The sequence below is a fragment of the Pseudoduganella sp. RAF19 genome (assembly GCF_052114165.1).
Classification (GTDB): domain Bacteria; phylum Pseudomonadota; class Gammaproteobacteria; order Burkholderiales; family Burkholderiaceae_D; genus Rugamonas.
This window is the reverse complement of sequence record NZ_JBFREF010000003.1, coordinates 95,065-116,564: the sequence shown is the minus strand read 5'-3', so window position 1 is coordinate 116,564 and position 21,500 is coordinate 95,065. Positions and strand designations below refer to the sequence as shown.

Genomic DNA, 21,500 nt, shown 5'->3' with positions numbered 1-21,500 from the left:
CTAACCCGACATTCGCGCTTGTCGAATTTTCACAATGGACTATCGATTACCAGTTGGCGGTCGGCCCCGGTGTAGCGCAGCAGGCGCCCGGCAAGGTCTTCTTCCTCGCCGTGGATCGACTTGATCAGCGCGCTGGGCGTCATGTTCGCCATCTCGGCAAAGTCGCGCACCATATGGGCCTGGTCATAGTAGCCCGCTTCATGCGCGACCTCGGTCAGCCGGCCGCGCCCCGGCGGATTGCGCATGATGGTGGTCATGGCGAATGCATGCCGCATCAGGCGCCGTGTATCGCGCAGGGACACGCCATACGAGGCGAGGAAGCGGCGTTCGAACTGCCGCAACGACAAGTTTGTGTATTCGGCCAGTATCTCGGCTGGCTCGCTCAGTGTCGACACCGGCAGACATAAGGGCGCTACGCGGTTCTGGCTCTCCAGCTGCATGCGCGCCAGCAGCCACTCGCCGATAGCATTGATCCATTGCGCTGCCGTGCAGCCCGCGCGCACGGCGTCCGTCAGCTGATGCACGGCGCCGGGATCGATCAGGAACTCAAGCGGAATGGTGCGGTTGGCCAGCTCGCTGACCGGCGTATCCAGCACGCGCCCCATACGGCCTACGCGCATCACCGACACCACCAGGCTGGTGCCGGGCATCCATTCCAGCCGGATCGGCCGCAGGTTCGGGCCGCGCACAAAGGCTTCCGTCACCAGCAGGCCGTCCGGTCCGCCCAGCCGCACGCCGCCGCTGACGATCACGCACATCGAAGGGAAAGCAATGGAGGGCAAGAGCACCGGGCCGCTGGCGCCGACTTCCACATGCAGATAGCGCAGCAGCGACAGCAGCCGCGCTGGCGCGGCGTACAGGCGGCGCTGGGGAGCGCTGCATTCCGCTATCTTGCGGAGCATTTGATCGTTATCGGCATCCATGCCCTTCTCCGGGGACGCCTCAATGATGCGCTTCCCCGGCCATACTGGCAATGCCCGGGGCTGGGCCTACTTCAGCAGGGACATCAGCGTCTTCCACTGGCCTGCAGTGACGGGCGTGATCGACAGGCGGCTACCTTTCTGCAGCACGACCATGTCTTCCAGCGCAGGGATGGTGCGCAGTTCGGCCAGCGACAGCAGGCGCGTTTTGCGCACGCCTTTCACGTCAACAGAAATCCAGCGCGGCGTTTCCTTGGTCGCCTTCTCGTCGAAGTAGTGGCTCTTCTTGTCGAACTGCGTAGCGTCGGGATAAGGCCAGCTCACCACTTCCGCAATGCCTGCAATGCCCGGCTCGGGACAGGACGAGTGATAGAACAGCACACCATCGCCGACCTGCATCGCATCGCGCATGAAGTTGCGCGCCTGGTAGTTGCGTACACCGAACCAGGGAACCGTCTTGTCCGGTGCGGCCATCACATCATCGATGCTTACTTCATCGGGTTCGGACTTCATCAGCCAATACTGCATGCGACTCCTCCAGACGTAAAAAAACGGTTGCGCGTCTTGCGACGCATGCAACCGCTTCATATGGAATAAGGCCCCGCCTGTGCCGTTATGCCGGCATCCCGAACCTTACGGTTCAAGGTGGTTGCAGTTAGTTCAACTTCGGGTTCATCGGACTAGCGACGCTCACGCCCGTCAAACAAATTCCCGCAACCGATGCATGTAAATGGTTCAAGGAATATATGGCAAATCTCGAACACCGCAGGGTGACACGAAGTTTACTCCTCCACGCCTTTTCGCGAAAGGCCTTTTGGACAATAAATCAGAAGAGATTTTCTTGCGGCGTCAGTGCGTTGTCGAGGACAGTTTGCATGGCGCGCATCTTCTCCTGCACTTCCAGCATCGACATTTGCGACAGCGGGCCCTGTCCAGTTTTCGCGCTGAGGAATTCACCGGCCATGCTCAGTGCCGCCATCACCGCGATACGGTCATTGCCCTTCACTTTGCCGGCGTCGCGGATGGCGCTCATTTTTTTGTCGAGCAGTTTCGACGCTTCGCGCAGTGCTCCTTCTTCGCCTTCTTTACACGCCAGCTTGTAGGTCTGGCCCATGATGGTCACATCAACCTGGATCATTGTGCATCCTCTTGTGCGGGCGCAGGTGCGCCAGGGATTTTTTCAAGCAGTGCAGCGACGCGTTCGTGTGCTTCACGCAGGCGGCGATTGAAATCGATGTTCTCCGAAATCAAAACAGCGTTGGCCTGACGCAGATGGGCATTTTCCCGGCGCAGTGCCTGGGTCAATTCCGCCAACTGGTCGATTTTGTCGGAAAGGTCTTGGAAGTCTGAAATCATCTCGCAACTATAGGGCCGCACGATAAGGCGGTCAACCCGTTTGTAACTGTGTGAATTGCAGGTGAGTACTCGCCAGCGGTAAGAATTTCTTGCCTCTCCGTAGGCACTCTCCTACACGCCTATCCCAGCCGTTTCACGCTCTGCCGTTAAGTCCCTGATTTTGCATGAATGACATGGTTGAATATTTCACAAATTCAACCCGAATTTCCTATTGGAGAGTTGTAAGCGCTTGTTAATAAACAGTTTTTAAGAAATGTATGTTTGATACCGTGACGGCTCCTTAAGCGGCCCCAACCGTAGCAAATCAACTAGGAGCAAAGGCATGACTTATCTGAAGCAAATTGCAGCAGCACTGGCGCTCACCGGCGCCACCCTGGCGGCCCACGCGGCCGATATCAGCCTGTCCCCCGCGCCGATCGACCTGACGGATGGCGTAGGCCTGGCCAGCCGTCTGATCACCGGCAACAACTCGGGCAATACCTTTGCCGATCAGTACACGTTCAGCCTGTCCGGCGTTTCCAACGTACTGGCCGACGTGTATTCCTTCAGCGGCAACGCCAAGAACGGCCTGGATATCACCGGTTTCTCGCTGTTCAACGCCGCCGGCACCCTGGTCAGCTCCGGCAACCAGCTTTCCACCGGTCAGACTGACCAGTGGGTGCTGGACCTGGGCAAACTGGCGGCCGACAACTATTACCTGCAGGTCAGCGGCAGCGCGCTGTCCAAGTCGGCAGGCAGCTACACCACCAACCTGAGCGTATCCGCTGTGCCAGAGCCTGCCACCTACGGCATGCTGCTGGGCGGCCTGGCCGTGCTTGGCCTGGCCACCGCTCGCCGTCGCAAACAGCAGTAAACCCAGGGCATAAACCGGGTGCCTGCCACGACCTGGCAGGCACCTGCTCCTCGCCTCTGGTTCAAAAAAGGACGCCGCCTCCGCTGCAGCAAAAAGCATGGGCCCGCCTAGGAGCGGAGCCGGTGTCCTGTCTCGTCTTGACCTTCCGCAAACAAATTCTCTTGAAAAGCCCCAAGGCCGTCCATATAATTGTTGGCACTCGTTAGCCGAGAGTGCTAACAGCTGATTTACTTGCACAACTAGCAATTACCAACTGAATAAAGGAGTTTTGTATGAACCTTCGCCCATTGCACGATCGCGTCATCGTCAAACGTCTGGACCAGGAAACCAAAACTGCGTCCGGTCTGATCATTCCTGATGCCGCTGCTGAAAAGCCGGACCAGGGTGAAGTGCTGGCTGTGGGCAACGGCAAAGTGGCTGATAACGGTACTGTCCGCGCTCTGGAAGTCAAAGTCGGCGACCGTATTCTGTTCGGCAAATATTCCGGCCAGGCCGTCAAAGTTGACGGTCAAGAGCTGCTGGTGATGCGCGAAGAAGACATCCTGGCCGTCATCAATAAGTAATCGGCCTTTCAATCCAGAATTCAGGAGAAATCAAACATGGCAGCTAAAGAAGTTATTTTCGGCGATTCCGCACGTTCCAAAATGGTAGAAGGCGTGAACATCCTCGCCAACGCCGTTAAAGTCACCCTGGGCCCGAAAGGCCGCAACGTGGTGCTGGAGCGCTCCTTCGGCGCCCCGACCGTCACCAAGGACGGCGTCTCGGTCGCGAAAGAGATCGAGCTGAAAGACAAGCTGATGAACATGGGCGCGCAGATGGTCAAGGAAGTCGCGTCCAAGACCTCCGACAACGCCGGTGACGGCACCACCACTGCAACCGTGCTGGCACAAGCCATCGTGCGCGAAGGCATGAAGTACGTTGCAGCCGGCATGAACCCAATGGACCTGAAGCGCGGCATCGACAAGGCAGTTGCTGCCACCGTTGAGCAGCTGAAGTCCATGGCCAAGCCAACCACCACCTCCAAGGAAATCGCCCAGGTTGGCGCGATCTCCGCCAACTCCGAGTCCTCGATCGGCGAGCGTATCGCTGAAGCGATGGAAAAAGTGGGCAAGGAAGGCGTCATCACCGTGGAAGACGGCAAGTCCCTGCACGACGAGCTGGACATCGTGGAAGGTATGCAGTTCGACCGCGGCTACCTGTCCCCGTACTTCATCAACAACCCGGAAAAGCAAGTTGCCGTGCTGGAGAACCCATTCGTTCTGCTGTGCGACAAGAAGATCACCAACATCCGCGACCTGCTGCCGGTACTGGAGCAAGTAGCGAAAGCCGGCCGTCCACTGCTGATCATCGCTGAAGACATCGAAGGCGAAGCGCTGGCGACCCTGGTGGTGAACAACATCCGCGGCATCCTGAAGACCTGCGCAGTGAAAGCTCCTGGCTTCGGCGACCGCCGCAAGGCCATGCTGGAAGACATCGCTGTCCTGACCGGCGGCCAGGTCGTGGCTGAAGAAGTCGGCCTGACCCTGGAAAAAGCTACCCTGGCAGAACTGGGCCAGGCCAAGCGCATCGAAGTGGGCAAGGAAAACACCATCGTCATCGACGGCGCCGGTGAAGCCTCCAACATCGAAGCCCGCGTGAAAATGATCCGCGTGCAGATCGAAGAAGCGACCTCCGACTACGACCGCGAAAAACTGCAAGAGCGCGTGGCCAAGCTGGCTGGTGGTGTTGCCGTGATCAAGGTTGGCGCAGCCACCGAAGTCGAAATGAAAGAGAAGAAGGCCCGCGTTGAAGACGCCCTGCACGCAACCCGCGCTGCTGTGGAAGAAGGCATTGTTCCTGGCGGCGGCGTAGCCCTGCTGCGTGCACGTGCTTCCCTGAACGTGAAAGGCGACAACGCCGACCAGGACGCAGGCATCAAGATCGTTCTGCGCGCCATGGAAGAGCCACTGCGCATGATCGTTACCAACGCCGGCGAAGAAGCCTCGGTGGTGGTGAACGCCGTGCTGGCAGGTTCCGGCAACTACGGCTACAACGCGGCCAACGGCACCTACGGCGACATGGTCGAAATGGGCGTTCTGGACCCAGCCAAAGTGACCCGCTCTGCCCTGCAGAACGCGGCCTCCATCGCTGGCCTGATGCTGACCACCGACTGCATGGTTGCTGAAATCGTGGAAGACAAACCGGCCGGCGGTATGGGCGGTATGGGTGGCATGGGCGGTATGGGCGGCATGGACGGCATGATGTAAATCATCGCCAGCTCACGCTGACAAAAGCCTGCAAGGTTCGCCTTGCAGGCTTTTTTTATTCGGGGTCAGATCTCCGAATTTTTAGTAGTCGAATTTGTTGCTGCGGGCGTTCTTGCTGAACTTGCGGGGAGGAGGGTCTTCTTCGGCTTTGCGGACGGCGGCGCGTTCAGCGCGGCGTTCTTCGGCGGCTTCGCGGGCTTGCTGGGCGCGCGCGTATTGATCGTCGAGGCGCTGCTGCACGCGCAGCTGCTCGGTGATGTCCTGGTAGCGCATGCTGCCCTGGATCAGCGCCACAAACCACGCCAGCGCCACCGCCCACAACATCCAGTGAAATCCGCTTTGCCATGCGCCGTAAGCGATGTCGATGAAGTCGAACAGCGGGCGCGCCTGTGCCAGCGCGCTCTGCCCGACGAACGCCAGGCATGCCGCCATCAAGCCCATGATGACCGTGCCCGTCAAATGGCGTTTGGCATCTTTGGCCTGAAGGTCAAGCTCGGCTTGGGCGTCTGAAACGGTATGCATCGGTGCGGCGAAAACGGCAGAAACGGCGGGAAGCATAATTCTCTCATCAATTTTTCCTAAAAGAAAGAATATGTGTCAAGCGGAATCTTCTTTCGCAACAGAGTTGATAGTGATACAATCTTGCTGTCTATTTGGAAACTATTGAAAACTAAATGAAACTTTCTGCCCTTACCGTCGCCGCTGCTGCCCTGCTGGCCAGCGCTTCCGCTAACGCCACCGTGATCCAGCTGGTCAAGAACGGCAGCTTCGAAGCCAATGCGGTCGGCAATGGCAGCTGGACCACGCTGTCCAGTATGAACAACTGGACCGTTGGCCAGAACGGTGTCGAAGTGCGCAACAATGTGTCCGGCGCCGCCTCCAACGGTTCGATGTACGTCGAGCTGGACACCAGCGCCAACAGCTGGATCAGCCAGAGCTTCAACACCATGGCGGACTACTCGTACACCGTGTCCTTCGACTACTCGCCGCGCGAATACACCAGCTGGAGCACCAACGCGATTGAAGTGCTGTGGGCTGGCCAGTCCGTTGGCGTCTTCAGCGGTAATAGCAGCACGGCCGGTAATCACTGGCAGCACATCGCCTTGCAGCTGCAGGGCTTCGGCCCGTCCACCGAACTGCAATTCCGCGCAGTGGGCACCTCGGACAGCGTCGGCGGCTCGCTCGATAACGTCTCCGTGAGCACCACCGTGCCGGAACCAGGCACCCTGGCCAGCGTGGTACTGGGCCTCGGCCTGCTCGGCTTCACCCTGCGCCGCAAAGCCTGATCGCTCTGTGCCCCACGCAAAGCCTGCCCCGTGCAGGCTTTTTTATTGCCTGTAGCTCCTTAGTTGCACAATTGCTATTTCGATGGCAGGATCTCGCACATGCGAAAAATACTTCTGGCACTTCTTCTCATCACTACCTCAACTGCCGCAAGTGCTTGCAGTTGTCCTAGCTTATCCCTTGAGGAACAGGTCAATGAAGCTGATGTCGTCTACCTGGCAACTGCTGTCGAAGCGAAGTTCAAGAAAAGCGATGACAAGGAAGGATGGCCATACATTGAGGGAAAATTTCAGGTCAGCAGAGTCCTGAAGGGCCAGATTACAGATCAGTTCACCATTCTCAGGACAGGCACTGGTGGCGGCGATTGTGGCATGCCCATGAGGGTTCCCGAAAAATTCATTATTTTTAATCGCAATGGGGAGAATGGCATATCGATATGTGGCGGAGGATGGCCTATTCACTTCACACAAGAAGAGGAAATCGCAAAAAAGGTTCTGCAAATTGTTGAACAGACTGCGGGCCAAAAATGATCGCACAAAGATTTGCAGCGTTGTTGCTGCTCTTAACGCTGTCCAACGTCGCGTCCGCAAGTAGTTGCCTGCGGTCGCCGTTGCGAGAAAAAGTGCATGAGGCGGATCAAGTGTTCATTGCGACGCTCGTTGAAGCGAAACTGATTCCCGCGGAACTTGAAGGACTGGGACCTCGAGTGGACGCCGTGTTTCGAATTGACAGAGTCTTCAAAGGCCTGCTGAAAGATACAAGTATCCTGCTTAAAACCGGATTGGATATTGATGCAGTCCCGTTATTTGTCGGTTCGGAGTATGTCATCTTCAAAAGGAAGGACTCGGATTTCATTTCAACTTGTAGCGGTTCTGGCTCAGTGTACGGATTCGAAAAGGACAGAGTAATCACAGAAATCCGATTCTCGCTTCGACAACGGGTCAGGAAACAAGCGCGCTAAGATCAACAAGGAGAACGAATTTGCAGAACTGGTCGATTCCCAAAGCAGTTTTAATTGGCGGTGGCATTGCGGGGCTGCTGGATATCACGTTTGCGATCTGCTTCGCGATCTATAACGGGCTGACGGCGGAGCGCTTGCTGCAGATTGTGGCCAGTGGCTTGCTTGGTAAGGCGGCGTTTGACGGCGGGGCGACGACGGCGGTGCTTGGGCTGCTTTGTCATTTCGCCTTGAGCTTTGTGTGGATGGCCGTGTTCCTGCTCGCCGCAAGACAGATTCCGGCGCTGACGAACAAGCCAGTGATCACCGCCATTGTCTTCGGCATCATTGTCTTCCTGGTCATGCGATTGGCCGTGCTGCCACTGTCCGCCTTCCCCGGCAAGGTATCGTTCAAACCGCTGGCGACTACGCTGGACCTGTTGTCGCATATGTTCTTCTTTGGCCTGCCCATCGTCTGGGCCACCGCGAAAACGCGCCGTGCATAAACGTTTATCCTAAACGAAGGTATAGTGCCCAGCGCGGGCAAAGGACCTTAAGCTGACCATCATCGGATTATGGAGATGGTCGTGAAACGTTACGAGGCACTGGCTGCAGACATCACATCCCTGATTGCACAAGGAGTGATCAGGGAAGGCGAGCGCATTCCGTCCGTGCGCCAGACCAGCCAGCATCATTGCCTGAGCATCTCCACCGTGATTCGCGCCTTCCTGCTGCTGGAAAGCCAGGGTGTGATCGAGAGCCGTCCACAGTCCGGATACTTCGTGCGGCGCCGTCCCTTGCTGCCGCAGGCGGCGTTAATTGAATCGCCGTCTCCCGCCGTGCTAGCACGTACCGCGGACATGGACAGAATGGCGCTGGTGCTGACCACGCTGCGCTCCATCACCCAGGGCAGCATCCCTCTAGGCTCGCCTTATCCCGATCCGTCGCCTTATCCCTGGCTCAAGCTGAATCAGTACGCGCACAATATCGGCCGCCGCAACGCGCACTGGAATATGATGGCCGACCTGCCGCCAGGGAATCCTGAACTGATCAGGCAAATCGCGCGCCGCCATCTGGAGCACGGGCTGGCAGTCAACGCGAATGAAATCATCGTCACGGTCGGCGCTACCGAGGCAATCAATCTCTGCCTGCAAGCGGTGGCAAGTCCCGGCGACGCCATCGCCGTCGAATCGCCCACCTACTACGCCCTGCTGCACGCCATCGAGCGCATGGGCATGCGCGCGGTGGAAGTGAAAACCGACCCGCAGACCGGTATCGATCCCGAAGATCTGGAGCGCGCCATCGTTGAAGAATCGGTCACGGCCTGTATCGTCATGCCCAACTTCCAGAACCCGCTTGGTTTTCAGATGCCGCCCGGCCGGAAACGCGAGCTGATGGACCTGCTGAACCGCTACAACCTTCCGGTCATCGAGAACGACGTGTACCACGAGCTGTATTACGGCGATAGCCATCCCGGTTCGTTGAAGCAGCTGGATACCCAAGGCCTGGTCCTCTACTGCAATTCCTTCTCCAAAAGCCTGAGCAACGCCTACCGCATCGGCTGGACGCTGCCGGGCCGCTACAAGGCCGCCGTCGAAAAACTGAAATTTCTGAACACGCTCACCACATCCTCCCTGCCGCAAATGGCCATTGCCGAATACCTGCAGAACGACGGCTACGATTACCACCTGCGCCGAATCCGCAAAGCCTACACCCAGCAGGCGAAGATCATGGCGTCCGCAGTGCAGCGCTTCTTCCCCGACGGGACCACGGTCAGCCAGCCGCAAGGCGGTTACCTGCTGTGGGTCGGACTGCCCGACGGCGTGGACGCGCTGGAACTGTACGCCCGTGCGCAGGAGCGCGGCATCAGCATCGGTCCGGGAAGCATGTTCTCCTCGGGGGACGAGTTCCGCCGCTGCATCCGCCTCAATTACAGCTATGCGTGGAGCGCGGAAATCGAAGCCGCGGTGCGCATGCTCGGACTGCTGGTGGGCGAAATGTGCGGACGCCGTCCCCTGCACCCTGCTGGCTGTACCGTTCAATAAAGCCCTGAACTGTAGCCCTCCGATGCTGATGCCGCAGCATATCCTGTCGCTGTGCCCCTCAACGGATCGGACCCAGCATGAAAACCTCTCGCTTCAAGGTCGCCACCTTGCTCATGGCAGGCTATGGCACCGTATGCGCTTTCCTTGCCGTCGTTATCGTCCTCGGCCTCAGCGAACAGGCCAAGCTGAACACCCTTACTGCTTCGATGGCGGACGACCGCTGGCCCAAGATCGAGCTGGCGACCGACGTCCGTCTGCGCCTGACCGACATCGCCGTTTCGCTGCGCAATCTCATGCTCACCAGCGATGCGGCCGTGCAGCAGCGCCAGATTGACAATATTGCCAAGTACCGCGATGAGGCCGAAGCGAGCATGGCCAGGCTGCGCCAGCGCGTGTCAACCCAGGAAGGCCAGGCAGTGCTGGCGCGCGTGACAACGGCCATGCGCGCCTATGCGGAAGGCCAGCAGCAGCTAATTGGCATGGTACGCAGCGGGCACGATGCGGAAGCGCGTGATTACCTGAACAACGAAGTCAAGCCCATGCTGCAGTCCTGCCGCGATGCCTTGTCCGGCGAGATCACGCATGAGGTGGATCTGATGAACGCAACGCGCGAGCAGGCCGCTGCCGCTTACGCCCACACGCAGATGCAAATGCTGGTGCTGGGCGCGCTGGCCCTGCTCTTCTCCGGCACCGTGGCCACGCTGATTACTCGCCGCCTGCGCAGCCAGCTCGGAGGCGAGCCGGATGAAGCGGCGCGTACCGCCGCACGCATTGCCGACGGCGATCTGACCGGCGCCATCGCGCTGCGCGACGGCGACCGCAGCAGCATGATGTACGAGATGGAGCATATGCGCGATCACCTCGGCCAACTGGTAAGCGACGTGCGGGCCGACACCGACCAGATCGCGTCCGCCTCCGCGCAGATCGCGGCCGGCAATCTCGATCTGTCGGCGCGCACCGAGCAGCAGGCCGCCAGCCTGGAGGAAACCGCAGCGGCAATGGAGCAGCTCAGCGCCACCGTGGAGCAGAACAGCGCCAACGCCGACCAGGCCGATCACCTTGCGCGGCAGGCTGCAACTGCCGCGGCACGCGGTGGCGAGTCCGTAGCCGCCGTCACGCAGCGCATGCAGGACATCGCCTCCTCCGCCTCGCAAATGGCCGAAATCATCGGCCTGATCGACGGCATCGCCTTCCAGACCAATATCCTGGCCCTCAACGCGGCCGTGGAAGCAGCGCGTGCCGGCGACGCGGGCCGTGGCTTTGCGGTCGTCGCAGCCGAAGTGCGCCAGCTGGCCCAGCGCTCGGCCGCAGCGGCGCATCAGATTGGCCAGCTGATTTCTGCCGCCACCCAGCACGCCCAGTCAGGGGCGGTGCTGGTGAAGCAAACCGGCAACGCCATGCACGATATCGTGAGCAGTGTGGCGCGCGTGGAAGAGATCATGGTGCAGATTCGCCATGCCAGTGCGGAACAGCATGCCGGCATCGTGTCGTGCAGCCGCGCGGTGGTGGAAATGGACCAGGCCACACAGCAGAATGCCGCCCTGGTTGAAGAAGTGGCCGCCGCTGCGCAATCGCTACAGCAGCAATCGGACAAATTGGCGCGCGCCGTCAGCCGCTTCCGTATCGACCGGCACAGCGCCGCATCCGTGCCGCAGCCGATGGCCAGCAGGCGCCCCGCCGCCCTGAAACTGGCCGCCAGCCGCTGAGCCCAGCAAACTGCGGCCCCACGGGCCAACGGTCTGGTAGTATGAGCGCTCCTGTCAATCCGGACCACCGATATGAGCGAGCGCAATCCCATCAGAAATTCCGCCATTGCCGGCATCGTTGCCGGGCTGCTGGCCGTCGGGCTGGGAGCGTGGTATCTGAAGGCCGGGCAAGCCACGCCACCTGCCATGGCAGCGGCGGTGGCTAGCGTCGCGCCGGCGCCATCGAAGGCTGCGGGTGCCGCGGATGCCGCCCTGTCGCGCGACCAGGCAGCGGAAATGCTGATGTCCCTGCCCGAACTGAAAGCGTGGTCGGATGCGATTGAAAAGCGCAGCGGCGGCAAGCTGCATGGCGCCGTCATTGAATACGACCCTGCGCCGCGCGACGTCGAGGGCAAGCCTTACTACCAGTTCACCTTTGTTGAAAACGGCGAGGATGCTGCGCAAGCCTGGCAGAGCTTCCTCGTGCCCACCCAACGCGGCGATATTCTTGTGGAGGACGACGTCAGCGGCGAGTTGCTGACGCTCGACCGCTGGCGCAAGGACAAGCAGCCGCTCCAGCGCGGCAGCGCACAGTAAGGAGACTTCATGTACACGCTCTACTACGGCAAAGGCGGCGCCAGCATGGCCATTCATGCGGCACTGAAGGAAATCGGCGTTCCCTACGAACTGGTGGAAGTGGACCTGGAAGGCGGCCAGCAGCGCAGCCCCGAATATCTGCGCCTGAATCCTGACGGCCGCGTGCCCACCATGGTGGTGGAAGGCAAACCGCTGCGCGAAGCGGCGGGCCTGATGATGATTCTGGCCGACCGCCATCCGGATTCCGGCCTGGCGCCGCAATCCGGTACCCTGGCGCATGCCGAATGGACCGAACTGATGATGTGGATGGTCTACAACCTCGCCGTGCCGTTCCGCGAATGGTTCTACCCCAGCGATATCGGCTGCAGCAAGGACCAGCCGGCGGTGATGGATGCGCTGCGCAAGAAAATCGAAACCGGCTTTTCCGCGCTGGATGCGCGCCTGTCGGCCGGCGGCCCTTACCTGCTGGGCGAGCAGTTCAGCGGCGCGGACCTGATGCTGACCATGTATATGCGCTGGTCGCGCAATATGCCGCGTCCCGCTACCGAATGGCCGGCATTGAAAAAGTATGCCGACATGATGCGCGCCCGCCCCAGCTGGCGCCATGTCAATGAAGTTGAAGCACTCACTGGATGGTAAATGATGTTCAAGAAGTTATTTGGCGCGAAGAAGTCCGCGCCCGCGGCACCGTATAAGACCGATGAACTGAATACGGTGCACGCCATGCTGTTCTGCGACGATCCATCGCAGGGCGGCTCGCCGCTGTTTGGCGATCAGCCGGATGTACGCGTGGTCCAGGCCATCGTGCAAGACGCGAATGAAGAAAGCCGGGTGCGCCTGCTGGCGGCGCATTGGCTGCGCACCAACGGCCACGAAGTGCCGTCCGCCGAATTGCTGGGCCTCGTGGTCGAAGTGCCGCTGGAAGGCAGCCTGGATACGCTGGCCGCTTACGCCGACGGGCGCGTGCGCTACATCAATCACACCGGCCGCATCGCTGTCTACGATGGCGCGCCGGAAGACGTGGCGCAGCAAGCCAAACTGCTGGTGGCTGCGGCGATTCCTGCCGCCGCCAAGGCCACGGCGCAGAAACGCGGCGGCGCTTCCACTCCCGGTCTGGTGCGTTTCAGTTTCCTGTCCACCGAAGGCCTGCGCGTACGCGAAGGCGGCTTCGGCGACATCGCGCGCGACCAGCTGGCGGCGCCAGTGCTGGAAGGCGCGCAGAAACTGCTGGACCTGATCGTCAAGCAGGCGAACGAATAGGCGCGGCAGGCGCAGGTACGCCCTGCACGCGTCCCACCCACCATACCGCGAACAGCGTGGTGCATGCAGCGATCAATCCATTGGCGCCGTAGCCGCTGATGCGGCCTGACGCTTCGGTGTTCAGCAGCAGGCCACCCAGCAAGGCGCCGAGGCCGGTCCCCACCTGCTGTACCGCGGCGTTCGCGCTGAGGAAGGCGCCGCGCTTGTGCGGCTCCGGCACGGTCGTCAACAATGCCTGCAGCGGCACCACACGGCCCGAGATCGACACCATGAAGAATGGGAAGAATGCCATCAGCGCCAGCAGCGGCCAATGCGGCAGGTGCGTCATCAGCAGGATCGGCAGCATCGAGAACAGCGCCACGAAGCGGAACACACGGTGCTTGCCGACGCGGTCCGCCCAGCCGCCGATCAGGCGAGAGCTGAACAGCGTGGCAAGCCCGCCGCACATATAGATCCAGGTGATATCCGCCGGCGCCACGCCGAGATTGCCGACCAGGACAGGCGAAATAAATGGAATCACCAGCATGCCCGACATCACCGTGACAAAGGTCAGCAGAAAGGCGCGCAGATGCGCCGGTACGCGGAACAAGGCCACCAGATCAGGCAGCACCCGCGCCAGCGGCGCAGCCTTGCCGAGATGCTCGGTCATGGACGGCATCACACGCCAGGCGGTGAGCCAGATCAGCATCGAGAACACCACCAGCAGATAGAACGGCATCTGCCAGCCGAAGTGCGCCGCCAGCATCACGCCCATCGGCACGCCCGCAATGGCGGCCATGCTGAAGGACGTCATCACGATGCCGGTGGCAGCGCCGCGGCGTTCCTGTGGAATCACATCGCTGATGATGGCCATGCCGATGGCGCCCAGCACGCCCCCCGTCAGTCCGGCGAAAGCGCGCGACAGCACCAGCGTGTGGAAATTCGGCGCCAGCGCGCAGGCCAGATTCGACACATTAAACAGCAGGAAGACTATCAGCAGCAGGCGCTTGCGGTCGAAGCGGTCGATATAGGTTGCGGCCAGCAGGCCGGAAAGGCCGGCGCACCAGGCGTAAGCCGATACTGCGCCGGAAACCTGCGCCGCACTGGCTGAAAAGGCCTTCATCAGCTGTGGCGCCAGCGGCATCATGACCATGAAGTCCATGATGACGGTAAATTGGGTGAGCGCCAGCAGCCACAGGACTGCGCGCTCGCGTTGAGGTGTTAGTGTTGTTGTCATCAGGGTAGTTGGTTGATTTCGTCGGTTGCACGTTTCAGGATAGCCCTGATCTGATCCAGCCGCTCGCGAGGTGCTGCGTGGTCGCGGGCGCGCACGATCACGGCCTCTTTCAATGCATGCATCAGCATGCGGATATCGCCACCGCCCTCGCCCGACTCGGACAGGCGGGATACGAAGGCGTCCACCATCTGGCGGTTCTCATCCAGGAAAGCCTGGCCTTCCGGGGTAATGGTGTGCAGCTTCTTGTTGCCGTCCAGGCTCACGGACACGTGGCCCATATCGCACAGCATCGACAGCAGCGGATAAATGGCGCCCGGGCTGGGCGAGTAGCCGCCACCGGCGCGCTGCTCCAGTTCCTTGATGATTTCATAGCCGTGGCGCGGCTTCTCGGCGATCAGCTGCAGCACGACATAGCGCATGGCGCCCGCATCGAACATTTTCGGACCGCGTCCGCCGCCGCCGCCGCGGTGGAAATGATGATGGCCGTGCATACGTGGATGGTGGTGACCTCGGAAAAAGTGGAACATGTGGAATTTCTCCTTAAGATATATCGCAATAAGATATATCGTAAACCATTCCCGGCAAATTGCAAGCCCTGCGTTTAATGTGAAGTGCCGCATGGAAGCCGCGCCGGCGCTTACCCACAATGGCTTCATGGACAACGACATCAAATACGCGGCATTCCCTGGCCGCCTGCTCATTCTGGGATTTGGCAGCATCGGGCAAGCCATGGTGCCTCTGCTGTTTCGGCATCTTGATCTTCAGCCATCGCAAGTGCGGATACTGTCGCGCGACCCGGACGACAGCGGCATCGCCGGGGAGTACGGCATAGCTTTCGACGCCTTGCCCCTCACCGAAGGCAATTACGAAAGCATTCTTGGCCAGCACCTGAAGGAAGGCGACTTTCTGCTGAATCTGTCGGTCGACGTCTCCAGCCTGGACCTGGTGCGCTATTGCTGGCGGCACGGCGTGCTGTATCTGGACACTTGCACCGAGCCCTGGGCCGGCTTTTATCAGGACGAGCGTCTCACCCTGTCGCAGCGCTCCAACTACGCCCTGCGCGAAGCCATGCTGGCCTTCCGGCTGGACAAGCGCCATGGCGCCACGGCCGTGATGACACAGGGCGCCAATCCCGGCCTGGCCTCGGTGTTCGTCAAGCAGGCGCTGATGAATATGGCGCGCGACCTGCATCTCGATGTGGAGCGGCCAGACTGCTATGAAGAGTGGGCGCGTCTGACGCGGCAACTGGACATCAAGGTGATCCACATCGCCGAGCGCGACACGCAGTTCTCCGGCCGGCGCAAGCAGCGCGACGAATTCGTCAACACCTGGTCGGTGGACGGCTTTGTCAGCGAAGGCCTGCAGCCGGCGGAACTGGGCTGGGGCAGCCACGAGCAGCACTGGCCCATCGATGCCGAGCGCCACGGCTATGGCAGCGATGCGGCCATCTACCTGAAGCGGCCCGGCATCGGCACGCGCGTGCGCAGCTGGACGCCAGGCGAAGGCCCCTACCACGGCTTTCTCGTCACCCATGCGGAATCGATTTCGATCGCCGACCATCTGACGCTGCGCGAGAACAATGAAGTGATCTACCGCCCTACCGTGCATTACGCCTATCACCCCTGCGATGACGCCGTGCTCTCGCTGCACGAAGTCGCGGGCAAGAACTGGAAGCTGCAATCGCAGCGTCGCATCATGCGCGAGGAAATCGACAGCGGCATGGACGAACTGGGCGTGCTCCTGATGGGCAATGCGAAAGGCGCTTACTGGTACGGCTCCCGCCTGAGCATAGCCCAGGCGCGCGAGCTGGCGCCGCACAACTCCGCCACTTCCTTGCAGGTCGTGGCCGGCGTGCTGGCGGGCATGGTGTGGGCAATCCGCAATCCCGACTGCGGCGTGGTGGAACCGGACGATATCGACGACCAGCTGGTGATGCAGATCGCCGCGCCCTACCTCGGCGAGCTGGCCGGCGTCTATGACGACTGGACGCCTTTGAAGGGCCGAAGTCCGCTGTTCGAGGAACCGCACGATCCGGCTGATCCCTGGCAGTTCCCCAACTTTCGCGTTGGCTGATCATGCTGCTGCAAAAGGAACTCGGCGTCATCGAAAACTCGTTCTATGAAGCGGACGTGCAGCGCCCCGCTCCTCTGCCACCGTTAAGCGGCAGCATCAGCGCGGACGTGTGCGTCATTGGCGGCGGATTGGCGGGCTTGTCCGCCGCGCTGGAACTGGCGGAGCGCGGCTATTCGGTGGTGCTGCTGGAGGCCCAACGCATCGGCTGGGGCGCCTCGGGACGCAATGGCGGACAAGTGCTGCCGGGCTTTGGCTCCGATGGCGAATGTGCCATCGAGCGCCAGCTGCCAAAAGAGGATGCGCGCCGCGCCTGGGACGCATCCGTGGCGGGCATCAAGCTGATGCACAAGCGCATGCAGAAATACCAGATCGACTGCGACTACGCGCCCGGCGCGCTGAGCCTCGCCGTCAAGCCCGGCAAGATGCGCGCGCTGGAACAGTGGGGCAAGCATGTGGAGTCGGTGTATGGCTATCCCCTGCACTGGATCACGCCGAAAGAGATGCCGCACTGGATCTGCAGCAAACGCTTTTACGCAGGCGTGGCCGACGCGGGCGGCGGCCATGTGCAACCGCTCAAATACACGCTGGGTCTGGGCCGCGCTGCGCTGGCAGCGGGCGTGCGCATCTTCGAGGACTCCCCCGTGCTGCGGCTCGAACGCGGCGCGGCGCCTGCCGCGCAAACGGCGCAAGGCCAGGTGAGCGCGCGCTTCCTGGTGCTGGCGGGGAATGTCTATCTCGCGGAATATGGCCGGCTGGCCCCGCGCATAAGTGCGCGCATCATGCCGGTTGGGACTTACATTGTGGCCACCGAGCCGATGTCCCAAGCACGCGCCGAAGAATTGCTGCCGCGGCGCAGCGCCGTGTCGGACACCAATTTCGTGCTGGACTACTTCCGCCTGAGCGCAGACAATCGCCTGCTGTTCGGCGCCGGCGACAGCTATAGCGGCAAGACGCCCGCCAATCTGGTTGAGCGCATCAGGCGCCGCATGGTAGCGGTGTTCCCGCAGTTGCAGGACGTGCCGGTGCAATATGCGTGGGGCGGCTTCGTGGACATCAGCATGAACCGCGCGCCCGACATCGGCCGCGCCGATCCGAACATCTACTATATGCAGGGCTTTTCGGGGCACGGACTGGCCTTCACCGGCATGGCCGGCCTGCTGGTCGCCGAAGCCATCGCGGGACAGGCAGAACGCTTCGACCTGTTCGCCCGCGTCAGACACGCCGAATTCCCCGGCGGCGCATTGCTGCGCACTCCCGCCCTGGTACTCGGCATGCTCTACTTCCAGCTGAAGGATATGCTGTAACGGCGGCGCATACACGGCGGGTCAATGACCCGCCCTACGCCTGCTTCTCCAGGTGTAGGGCGGATCATTGATCCGCCGTTGCGTGCTAATTGTCCAGGTGGGAGATCAGCAGCTTGCGGCTTTCCTGCACGGTGCCGTTCTGCTTACGCTCCAGCACCAATGCGGAATTCTGTTCGTCGAGCGAAATGCCGACGGACAGGATGTCGATCAGCAGCAGTTGAAGAATGCGCGAGATCATGGACAGGAAGGTGGAGCTGTCCTCGGTGTGGTCAACCGCCAGGCAGACCGTGGCCTTCTTCGCCAGCGGCGACTGGCTGGTGGTGATGGCGATAACGTCGGCGCCCGATGCACGTGCGGCTTCGACGGCTTCCAGCAGCTCCGGCAGTTTGCCGGAATTGGAAATCGCAATCACAACATCGCCCTGGCTCAGCAACTCGCCCGCCAGCGTGAACAAATGAGAATCGCCATACACGGCGGTCGGAATGCGGAAGCGGAAAAACTTGTGCTGGCCGTCCAGCGCCACCACGCGCGAATTGCCCATGGCGTAGAACTCGACCTTCTTCGCCTTCGCCAGCAGCGCAATGGCGCGGTCCAGCGAGCGCACGTCCAGCTGATCGCGGAACTTCAGAATGGCCGACACGGTATTGTCGATCACCTTGGCGCTCAGGTCGTGCGTGCTGTCGGAGACGCGCACCTGGCTGTGGCGCACAGGAATGGCGCCGGTCAGCGAAGATGCAAACTTCAGCTTGAAGTCCGCCAGCCCCTGGAAGCCCAGCGAGCGGCAGAAACGGATCACGGTCGGCTGGCTGACATCGGCCAGACGCGCGATATCGGCAATCGGCTCGTTCAGTACAAGACGCGGCTGCTCGATCACCAGTTGCGCCACGCGCTGTTCCGCTGGCGTCAGCTCGCTCTGCATCTGCTGCACGCGGTCCATCAGGGTGTTGGCGCCGGTGCGGCCGCGCAGGTGCTCGGACAGAATCGTCGCCACGCCGTAGAAAGCGGGGTTCGGCGTGGTGATGACAAAGGTCGGGATATCGGCCAGGTAGGACGAGAAACGCCCCTTGGCTTCAAAGCGGGAGCGGAATGGCGAAGCCTTGAACCACTCGCCCATGCGCGGCACGATGCCGCCGCCGATGAAGATGCCGCCGAAGGAACCCAGCGTCACCGCCAGGTTCGCCGCCGCGCCGCCCAGCATGGCGCAGAAGCATTCCAGCACTTCGATGCACAGCGCGTCCTTGTCTTTCAGGGCGCCGGCAATAATCTGCTGCGACGTCAGGTCGCGTACGTTCAGGCCATTGCGGCGCGCCAGCGCGCGGTAGATGATTTCCATGCCGGGGCCGGAAATCAGGCGTTCGTTCGATACGTGCGGCCAGGTCTGCCATGCATATTGCAGGATGGCGTATTCGCGTTCATCGGCCGGCGCGAAATTCGTGTGGCCGCCTTCAGAACCCAGCGTGACGTAGCCGTCCACCGTCGGAATCACGCCGGAGCAGCCCAGACCCGTGCCGGGGCCGAGCACGCCGATCACCGACTGCTGCGCCGGCGCGCCGCCCCCGACCTTCATCAGGTCTTCGTCCTTGAAGCCCGGGATGGCCATCGCCAGCGCGGTAAAGTCGTTCACCACCAGCAGCGTGTGCAGGCCCAGTTCGCGGCGCACTTCGTCGGTGGAGAATTGCCAGTCGCGGTTGGTCATGCGAATGTAATCGCCATGCACCGGATTGGCCAGCGCCAGCGCGCCGTGATTCAGATTGATGTTGCCATGATCCGCAAGATAACTGCGCAACAGAGGCACGATGCCCGTGAAGTCGTCGCATTGGAGCACACGCACGGACTTGAATTCGCCGGGCGCCGTTTGCAGCGCGAGACGGGCGTGGGTGGCGCCAATATCCGCCAGCAGGCGCGGTCCGTCGGCAAAGGCGCCGCGGGTCGTTTTGGTGTCTGCCTCTACTTGTTTCATGGTCTTTTTTATTTCTTGAGTTTTATTCAACAACGGCCGCAAGGATACCCGAAAAAACAAACCCCGTGCAGTGACGGGGTTTGTTTGTTGTTACTTCGCGTAGCCGAACCAGGCGCCGTAGCCTGGCAGCTTCACCTGCCCTTCCACCACTTCGCCCGGCAGCCCAGGCTGCGCAAGCTTTTCTGCGCCCGCCGCTTGCGGCAGTGCGACGCTGACCGGCTCCGCGCCGAGGTTGAACACGGCGATCACGCTGCGCTCACCGGCAGCGCTGCGCTCCAGCGCCAGCACTGGCTCCGGCACATCGAAGAAGCGGATATCGCCGTGCGTCAGCTGCGGCATGGTCTTGCGCCAGGCGATCATGCGGCGAGCGAAGTTCAGCGGTGACTCCGGATCGGCTTCCTGCACGGAGGCTGCAACGGCAATGTGTTCCTTCGCCACCGGCAGCCAGGGCGTGCCTTCGGTGAAGCCACCATTGGCTTCCTGTGTCCAGGCGATCGGCGTGCGGCAGCCGTCGCGGCCTTTGAATTCGGGCCAGAAGGTCTTGCCGTACGGGTCCTGGATCAGTTCATATGGCACATCCGCTTCGCTGAAGGCCAGCTCGTCGCCCTGATAAAGACAAGGCGTACCGCGCAGGGACAGCTGCATGGCCAGCACCAGCTTGGCGAATGCGAAAGGATTGGACTGGCCTTCCCAGCGCGTGACCACGCGGGCCGCGTCGTGATTACCGACCGACCAGGAGCCCCAGCCATCCTTCACGCGCGTGCCGAAGTCCTCCACCTGCTTGCGAATATGGGCGGCGGTGTGCACGGCGGTCAGCAGATTGAAGCTGTAGGCCAGGTGCAGCTTGTCGCCGCCTTCGGTGTATTCGGCCATCACAGCCAGGGAATCGTCGGCCCCCACTTCGCCGATGGCGACCGCGCCGTATTCATCCAGCAACTTGCGCAGCTTGACCAGGAAAGCCACGTTCTCAGGCTGCGTCTTGTCGTGGATGTGGGCCTGCATGCCGTAGGGGTTCACATCGCTGACGGTGGAGGTGTCGCGCACCAGGGCTGGCGGATTGCTCTTCAGCGAACGGTCGTGGAAGTGGAAATTGCAGGCGTCCATGCGCACCCCGTCAACGCCGCGCTCCAGCCAGAAACGCAGCGCATCCAGGTGGGCCTGCTGTACTTCATGGTTATGGAAGTTCAGGTCCGGCTGGCTGACCAGGAAATTGTGCATGTAATACTGCTTGCGGCGCGAATCCCACTGCCACGACGAGCCGCCAAACACGGACAGCCAATTGTTAGGCGGGTTCCCGTCCGGCAGAGGGTCGGCCCACACATACCAGTCGGACTTCGGGTTATCGCGCGAAGAGCGGCTCTCCTTGAACCACAGGTGGTCTTCGGAGGTGTGCGACATCACTTGGTCGATCATGATCTTCAGGCCCAGGCTGTGCGCCTTGGCGATCATCACATCGAAATCGGCCAGCGTGCCAAACAGGGGATCGACATCGCAGTAGTCGGAAACGTCGTAGCCGAAATCCTTCATCGGCGACTTGAAGAAGGGCGAGATCCAGACGATGTCTACGCCCAGCTTGGCGATGTACTCCAGGCGGGCGGTGATGCCGGGCAGGTCGCCCACACCGTCGCCGTTACTATCCTGGTAGCTGCGCGGATAGACCTGATAGATAATCGCCTCTTTCCACCACTCTTTGTTCATGTCGCTTCCTCAAATGTCTCTGTAGATAATATACAGCATTAGAGCCCAGGTCGCAACATAGCAAAA

The 21,500-nt window shown here is 61.1% G+C and carries 23 protein-coding genes and 1 other RNA gene; 14 read left to right on the top strand and 10 right to left on the bottom strand.

The annotated features are described in order from the left end of the window. Positions 1-29: 29 nt before the first annotated feature. The 5 genes from AB4Z19_RS08405 to AB4Z19_RS08385 all read right to left on the bottom strand — a co-directional run bounded on the left by AB4Z19_RS08405 (position 30) and on the right by AB4Z19_RS08385 (position 2,276). The gene (locus tag AB4Z19_RS08405) at positions 30-923 is read right to left on the bottom strand and encodes a helix-turn-helix domain-containing protein (RefSeq protein WP_442034984.1); all 894 of its coding nucleotides are present in this window, start codon (positions 921-923) and stop codon (positions 30-32) included. A gap of 66 nt (positions 924-989) precedes the next feature. Next, complete coding sequence (locus tag AB4Z19_RS08400; RefSeq protein WP_442034982.1) at positions 990-1,448, bottom strand: EVE domain-containing protein; 459 nt, start codon at positions 1,446-1,448, stop codon at positions 990-992. 66 nt (positions 1,449-1,514) lie between these two features. After that, positions 1,515-1,695: non-coding RNA, 6S RNA (gene ssrS / locus AB4Z19_RS08395), on the bottom strand. Between the two features lie 51 nt (positions 1,696-1,746). Continuing rightward, positions 1,747-2,058, bottom strand: a complete 312-nt coding sequence (locus tag AB4Z19_RS08390; RefSeq protein WP_442026269.1) for a cell division protein ZapA — start codon at positions 2,056-2,058, stop codon at positions 1,747-1,749. Next, a complete protein-coding gene (locus AB4Z19_RS08385) occupies positions 2,055-2,276 on the bottom strand; it encodes a hypothetical protein (RefSeq protein ID WP_442026268.1) in 222 nt (73 codons plus the stop codon). The genes AB4Z19_RS08390 and AB4Z19_RS08385 overlap by 4 nt, the downstream gene beginning before the upstream one ends. A 322-nt stretch (positions 2,277-2,598) precedes the next feature. Here AB4Z19_RS08385 and AB4Z19_RS08380 point away from each other — a divergent pair, with 322 nt between their 5' ends. The 3 genes from AB4Z19_RS08380 to groL all read left to right on the top strand — a co-directional run bounded on the left by AB4Z19_RS08380 (position 2,599) and on the right by groL (position 5,375). Next, positions 2,599-3,129, top strand: coding sequence for an FxDxF family PEP-CTERM protein (locus AB4Z19_RS08380; RefSeq protein WP_442034980.1), 531 nt, complete (start codon positions 2,599-2,601; stop codon positions 3,127-3,129). A 272-nt stretch (positions 3,130-3,401) separates the two neighbouring features. Then, positions 3,402-3,692 (top strand): co-chaperone GroES, encoded by a 291-nt coding sequence (groES, locus tag AB4Z19_RS08375; protein WP_442026266.1) that lies wholly within the window; start codon positions 3,402-3,404, stop codon positions 3,690-3,692. Positions 3,693-3,728: 36 nt separating this feature from the next. Next, positions 3,729-5,375, top strand: coding sequence for a chaperonin GroEL (groL, locus tag AB4Z19_RS08370; RefSeq protein WP_442026265.1), 1,647 nt, complete (start codon positions 3,729-3,731; stop codon positions 5,373-5,375). A gap of 81 nt (positions 5,376-5,456) precedes the next feature. On the opposite strand, the gene AB4Z19_RS08365 is transcribed toward groL, so the two are convergent. After that, positions 5,457-5,897, bottom strand: a complete 441-nt coding sequence (locus tag AB4Z19_RS08365; RefSeq protein WP_442026264.1) for a hypothetical protein — start codon at positions 5,895-5,897, stop codon at positions 5,457-5,459. Positions 5,898-6,049: 152 nt separating this feature from the next. On the opposite strand from AB4Z19_RS08365, the gene AB4Z19_RS08360 reads away from it, so the two are divergent. The 9 genes from AB4Z19_RS08360 to AB4Z19_RS08320 all read left to right on the top strand — a co-directional run bounded on the left by AB4Z19_RS08360 (position 6,050) and on the right by AB4Z19_RS08320 (position 13,183). Next, positions 6,050-6,661, top strand: a complete 612-nt coding sequence (locus tag AB4Z19_RS08360; protein ID WP_442034978.1) for a DUF642 domain-containing protein — start codon at positions 6,050-6,052, stop codon at positions 6,659-6,661. A gap of 99 nt (positions 6,662-6,760) precedes the next feature. Next, positions 6,761-7,189 (top strand): hypothetical protein, encoded by a 429-nt coding sequence (locus AB4Z19_RS08355; RefSeq protein ID WP_442022797.1) that lies wholly within the window; start codon positions 6,761-6,763, stop codon positions 7,187-7,189. Further along, the gene (locus AB4Z19_RS08350; protein WP_442022796.1) at positions 7,186-7,620 is read left to right on the top strand and encodes a hypothetical protein; all 435 of its coding nucleotides are present in this window, start codon (positions 7,186-7,188) and stop codon (positions 7,618-7,620) included. Before AB4Z19_RS08355 ends, AB4Z19_RS08350 begins: the two co-directional genes overlap by 4 nt. A 20-nt stretch (positions 7,621-7,640) precedes the next feature. Then, complete coding sequence (locus AB4Z19_RS08345; RefSeq protein WP_442022795.1) at positions 7,641-8,102, top strand: hypothetical protein; 462 nt, start codon at positions 7,641-7,643, stop codon at positions 8,100-8,102. 81 nt (positions 8,103-8,183) lie between these two features. Then, entirely contained in the window at positions 8,184-9,641 is a 1,458-nt protein-coding gene (locus AB4Z19_RS08340; protein WP_442022794.1) for an aminotransferase-like domain-containing protein, read from the top strand. Between the two features lie 77 nt (positions 9,642-9,718). Further along, positions 9,719-11,347: a methyl-accepting chemotaxis protein gene (locus AB4Z19_RS08335; RefSeq protein ID WP_442034976.1), complete on the top strand. Its 1,629-nt coding sequence runs from the start codon at positions 9,719-9,721 to the stop codon at positions 11,345-11,347. Between the two features lie 72 nt (positions 11,348-11,419). Further along, a complete protein-coding gene (locus AB4Z19_RS08330; RefSeq protein ID WP_442022792.1) occupies positions 11,420-11,923 on the top strand; it encodes a hypothetical protein in 504 nt (167 codons plus the stop codon). 9 nt (positions 11,924-11,932) lie between these two features. Beyond that, complete coding sequence (locus AB4Z19_RS08325; protein WP_442034975.1) at positions 11,933-12,562, top strand: glutathione S-transferase family protein; 630 nt, start codon at positions 11,933-11,935, stop codon at positions 12,560-12,562. After that, positions 12,563-13,183 (top strand): hypothetical protein, encoded by a 621-nt coding sequence (locus AB4Z19_RS08320; RefSeq protein ID WP_442022790.1) that lies wholly within the window; start codon positions 12,563-12,565, stop codon positions 13,181-13,183. Here AB4Z19_RS08320 and AB4Z19_RS08315 read toward each other — a convergent pair. Together AB4Z19_RS08315 and AB4Z19_RS08310 are read right to left on the bottom strand one after the other, a co-directional pair. After that, positions 13,164-14,399: an MFS transporter gene (locus tag AB4Z19_RS08315; protein ID WP_442022789.1), complete on the bottom strand. Its 1,236-nt coding sequence runs from the start codon at positions 14,397-14,399 to the stop codon at positions 13,164-13,166. The genes AB4Z19_RS08320 and AB4Z19_RS08315 overlap by 20 nt on opposite strands. Further along, positions 14,399-14,926 (bottom strand): PadR family transcriptional regulator, encoded by a 528-nt coding sequence (locus AB4Z19_RS08310; protein ID WP_442022788.1) that lies wholly within the window; start codon positions 14,924-14,926, stop codon positions 14,399-14,401. Before AB4Z19_RS08310 ends, AB4Z19_RS08315 begins: the two co-directional genes overlap by 1 nt. Before the next feature lie 91 nt (positions 14,927-15,017). Between AB4Z19_RS08310 and AB4Z19_RS08305 the strand changes: the two genes are divergently transcribed. Together AB4Z19_RS08305 and AB4Z19_RS08300 are read left to right on the top strand one after the other, a co-directional pair. Beyond that, positions 15,018-16,472, top strand: a complete 1,455-nt coding sequence (locus AB4Z19_RS08305; RefSeq protein WP_442022787.1) for a homospermidine synthase — start codon at positions 15,018-15,020, stop codon at positions 16,470-16,472. Between the two features lie 2 nt (positions 16,473-16,474). Next, on the top strand, positions 16,475-17,776 hold the full coding sequence (locus AB4Z19_RS08300; RefSeq protein WP_442022786.1) for an NAD(P)/FAD-dependent oxidoreductase: 1,302 nt from the start codon (positions 16,475-16,477) through the stop codon (positions 17,774-17,776). A gap of 85 nt (positions 17,777-17,861) precedes the next feature. Here AB4Z19_RS08300 and AB4Z19_RS08295 read toward each other — a convergent pair whose 3' ends face one another. Further along, positions 17,862-19,736: a glucokinase gene (locus AB4Z19_RS08295; RefSeq protein WP_442034973.1), complete on the bottom strand. Its 1,875-nt coding sequence runs from the start codon at positions 19,734-19,736 to the stop codon at positions 17,862-17,864. Positions 19,737-19,826: 90 nt separating this feature from the next. Further along, the gene (locus AB4Z19_RS08290; protein WP_442022784.1) at positions 19,827-21,434 is read right to left on the bottom strand and encodes an alpha-glucosidase; all 1,608 of its coding nucleotides are present in this window, start codon (positions 21,432-21,434) and stop codon (positions 19,827-19,829) included. Between the last annotated feature and the right edge of the window lie 66 nt (positions 21,435-21,500).

Coding starts and splice junctions, on each gene's coding strand:
- AB4Z19_RS08405 (WP_442034984.1), bottom strand. CDS start 923: ATGGATGCCGATAACGATCAAATGCTCCGCAAGATAGCGGAATGCAGC.
- AB4Z19_RS08400 (WP_442034982.1), bottom strand. CDS start 1,448: ATGCAGTATTGGCTGATGAAGTCCGAACCCGATGAAGTAAGCATCGAT.
- AB4Z19_RS08390 (WP_442026269.1), bottom strand. CDS start 2,058: ATGATCCAGGTTGATGTGACCATCATGGGCCAGACCTACAAGCTGGCG.
- AB4Z19_RS08385 (WP_442026268.1), bottom strand. CDS start 2,276: ATGATTTCAGACTTCCAAGACCTTTCCGACAAAATCGACCAGTTGGCG.
- AB4Z19_RS08380 (WP_442034980.1), top strand. CDS start 2,599: ATGACTTATCTGAAGCAAATTGCAGCAGCACTGGCGCTCACCGGCGCC.
- groES (WP_442026266.1), top strand. CDS start 3,402: ATGAACCTTCGCCCATTGCACGATCGCGTCATCGTCAAACGTCTGGAC.
- groL (WP_442026265.1), top strand. CDS start 3,729: ATGGCAGCTAAAGAAGTTATTTTCGGCGATTCCGCACGTTCCAAAATG.
- AB4Z19_RS08365 (WP_442026264.1), bottom strand. CDS start 5,897: ATGCATACCGTTTCAGACGCCCAAGCCGAGCTTGACCTTCAGGCCAAA.
- AB4Z19_RS08360 (WP_442034978.1), top strand. CDS start 6,050: ATGAAACTTTCTGCCCTTACCGTCGCCGCTGCTGCCCTGCTGGCCAGC.
- AB4Z19_RS08355 (WP_442022797.1), top strand. CDS start 6,761: ATGCGAAAAATACTTCTGGCACTTCTTCTCATCACTACCTCAACTGCC.
- AB4Z19_RS08350 (WP_442022796.1), top strand. CDS start 7,186: ATGATCGCACAAAGATTTGCAGCGTTGTTGCTGCTCTTAACGCTGTCC.
- AB4Z19_RS08335 (WP_442034976.1), top strand. CDS start 9,719: ATGAAAACCTCTCGCTTCAAGGTCGCCACCTTGCTCATGGCAGGCTAT.
- AB4Z19_RS08330 (WP_442022792.1), top strand. CDS start 11,420: ATGAGCGAGCGCAATCCCATCAGAAATTCCGCCATTGCCGGCATCGTT.
- AB4Z19_RS08325 (WP_442034975.1), top strand. CDS start 11,933: ATGTACACGCTCTACTACGGCAAAGGCGGCGCCAGCATGGCCATTCAT.
- AB4Z19_RS08320 (WP_442022790.1), top strand. CDS start 12,563: ATGATGTTCAAGAAGTTATTTGGCGCGAAGAAGTCCGCGCCCGCGGCA.
- AB4Z19_RS08315 (WP_442022789.1), bottom strand. CDS start 14,399: ATGACAACAACACTAACACCTCAACGCGAGCGCGCAGTCCTGTGGCTG.
- AB4Z19_RS08310 (WP_442022788.1), bottom strand. CDS start 14,926: ATGTTCCACTTTTTCCGAGGTCACCACCATCCACGTATGCACGGCCAT.
- AB4Z19_RS08305 (WP_442022787.1), top strand. CDS start 15,018: ATGGAAGCCGCGCCGGCGCTTACCCACAATGGCTTCATGGACAACGAC.
- AB4Z19_RS08300 (WP_442022786.1), top strand. CDS start 16,475: ATGCTGCTGCAAAAGGAACTCGGCGTCATCGAAAACTCGTTCTATGAA.
- AB4Z19_RS08295 (WP_442034973.1), bottom strand. CDS start 19,736: ATGAAACAAGTAGAGGCAGACACCAAAACGACCCGCGGCGCCTTTGCC.
- AB4Z19_RS08290 (WP_442022784.1), bottom strand. CDS start 21,434: ATGAACAAAGAGTGGTGGAAAGAGGCGATTATCTATCAGGTCTATCCG.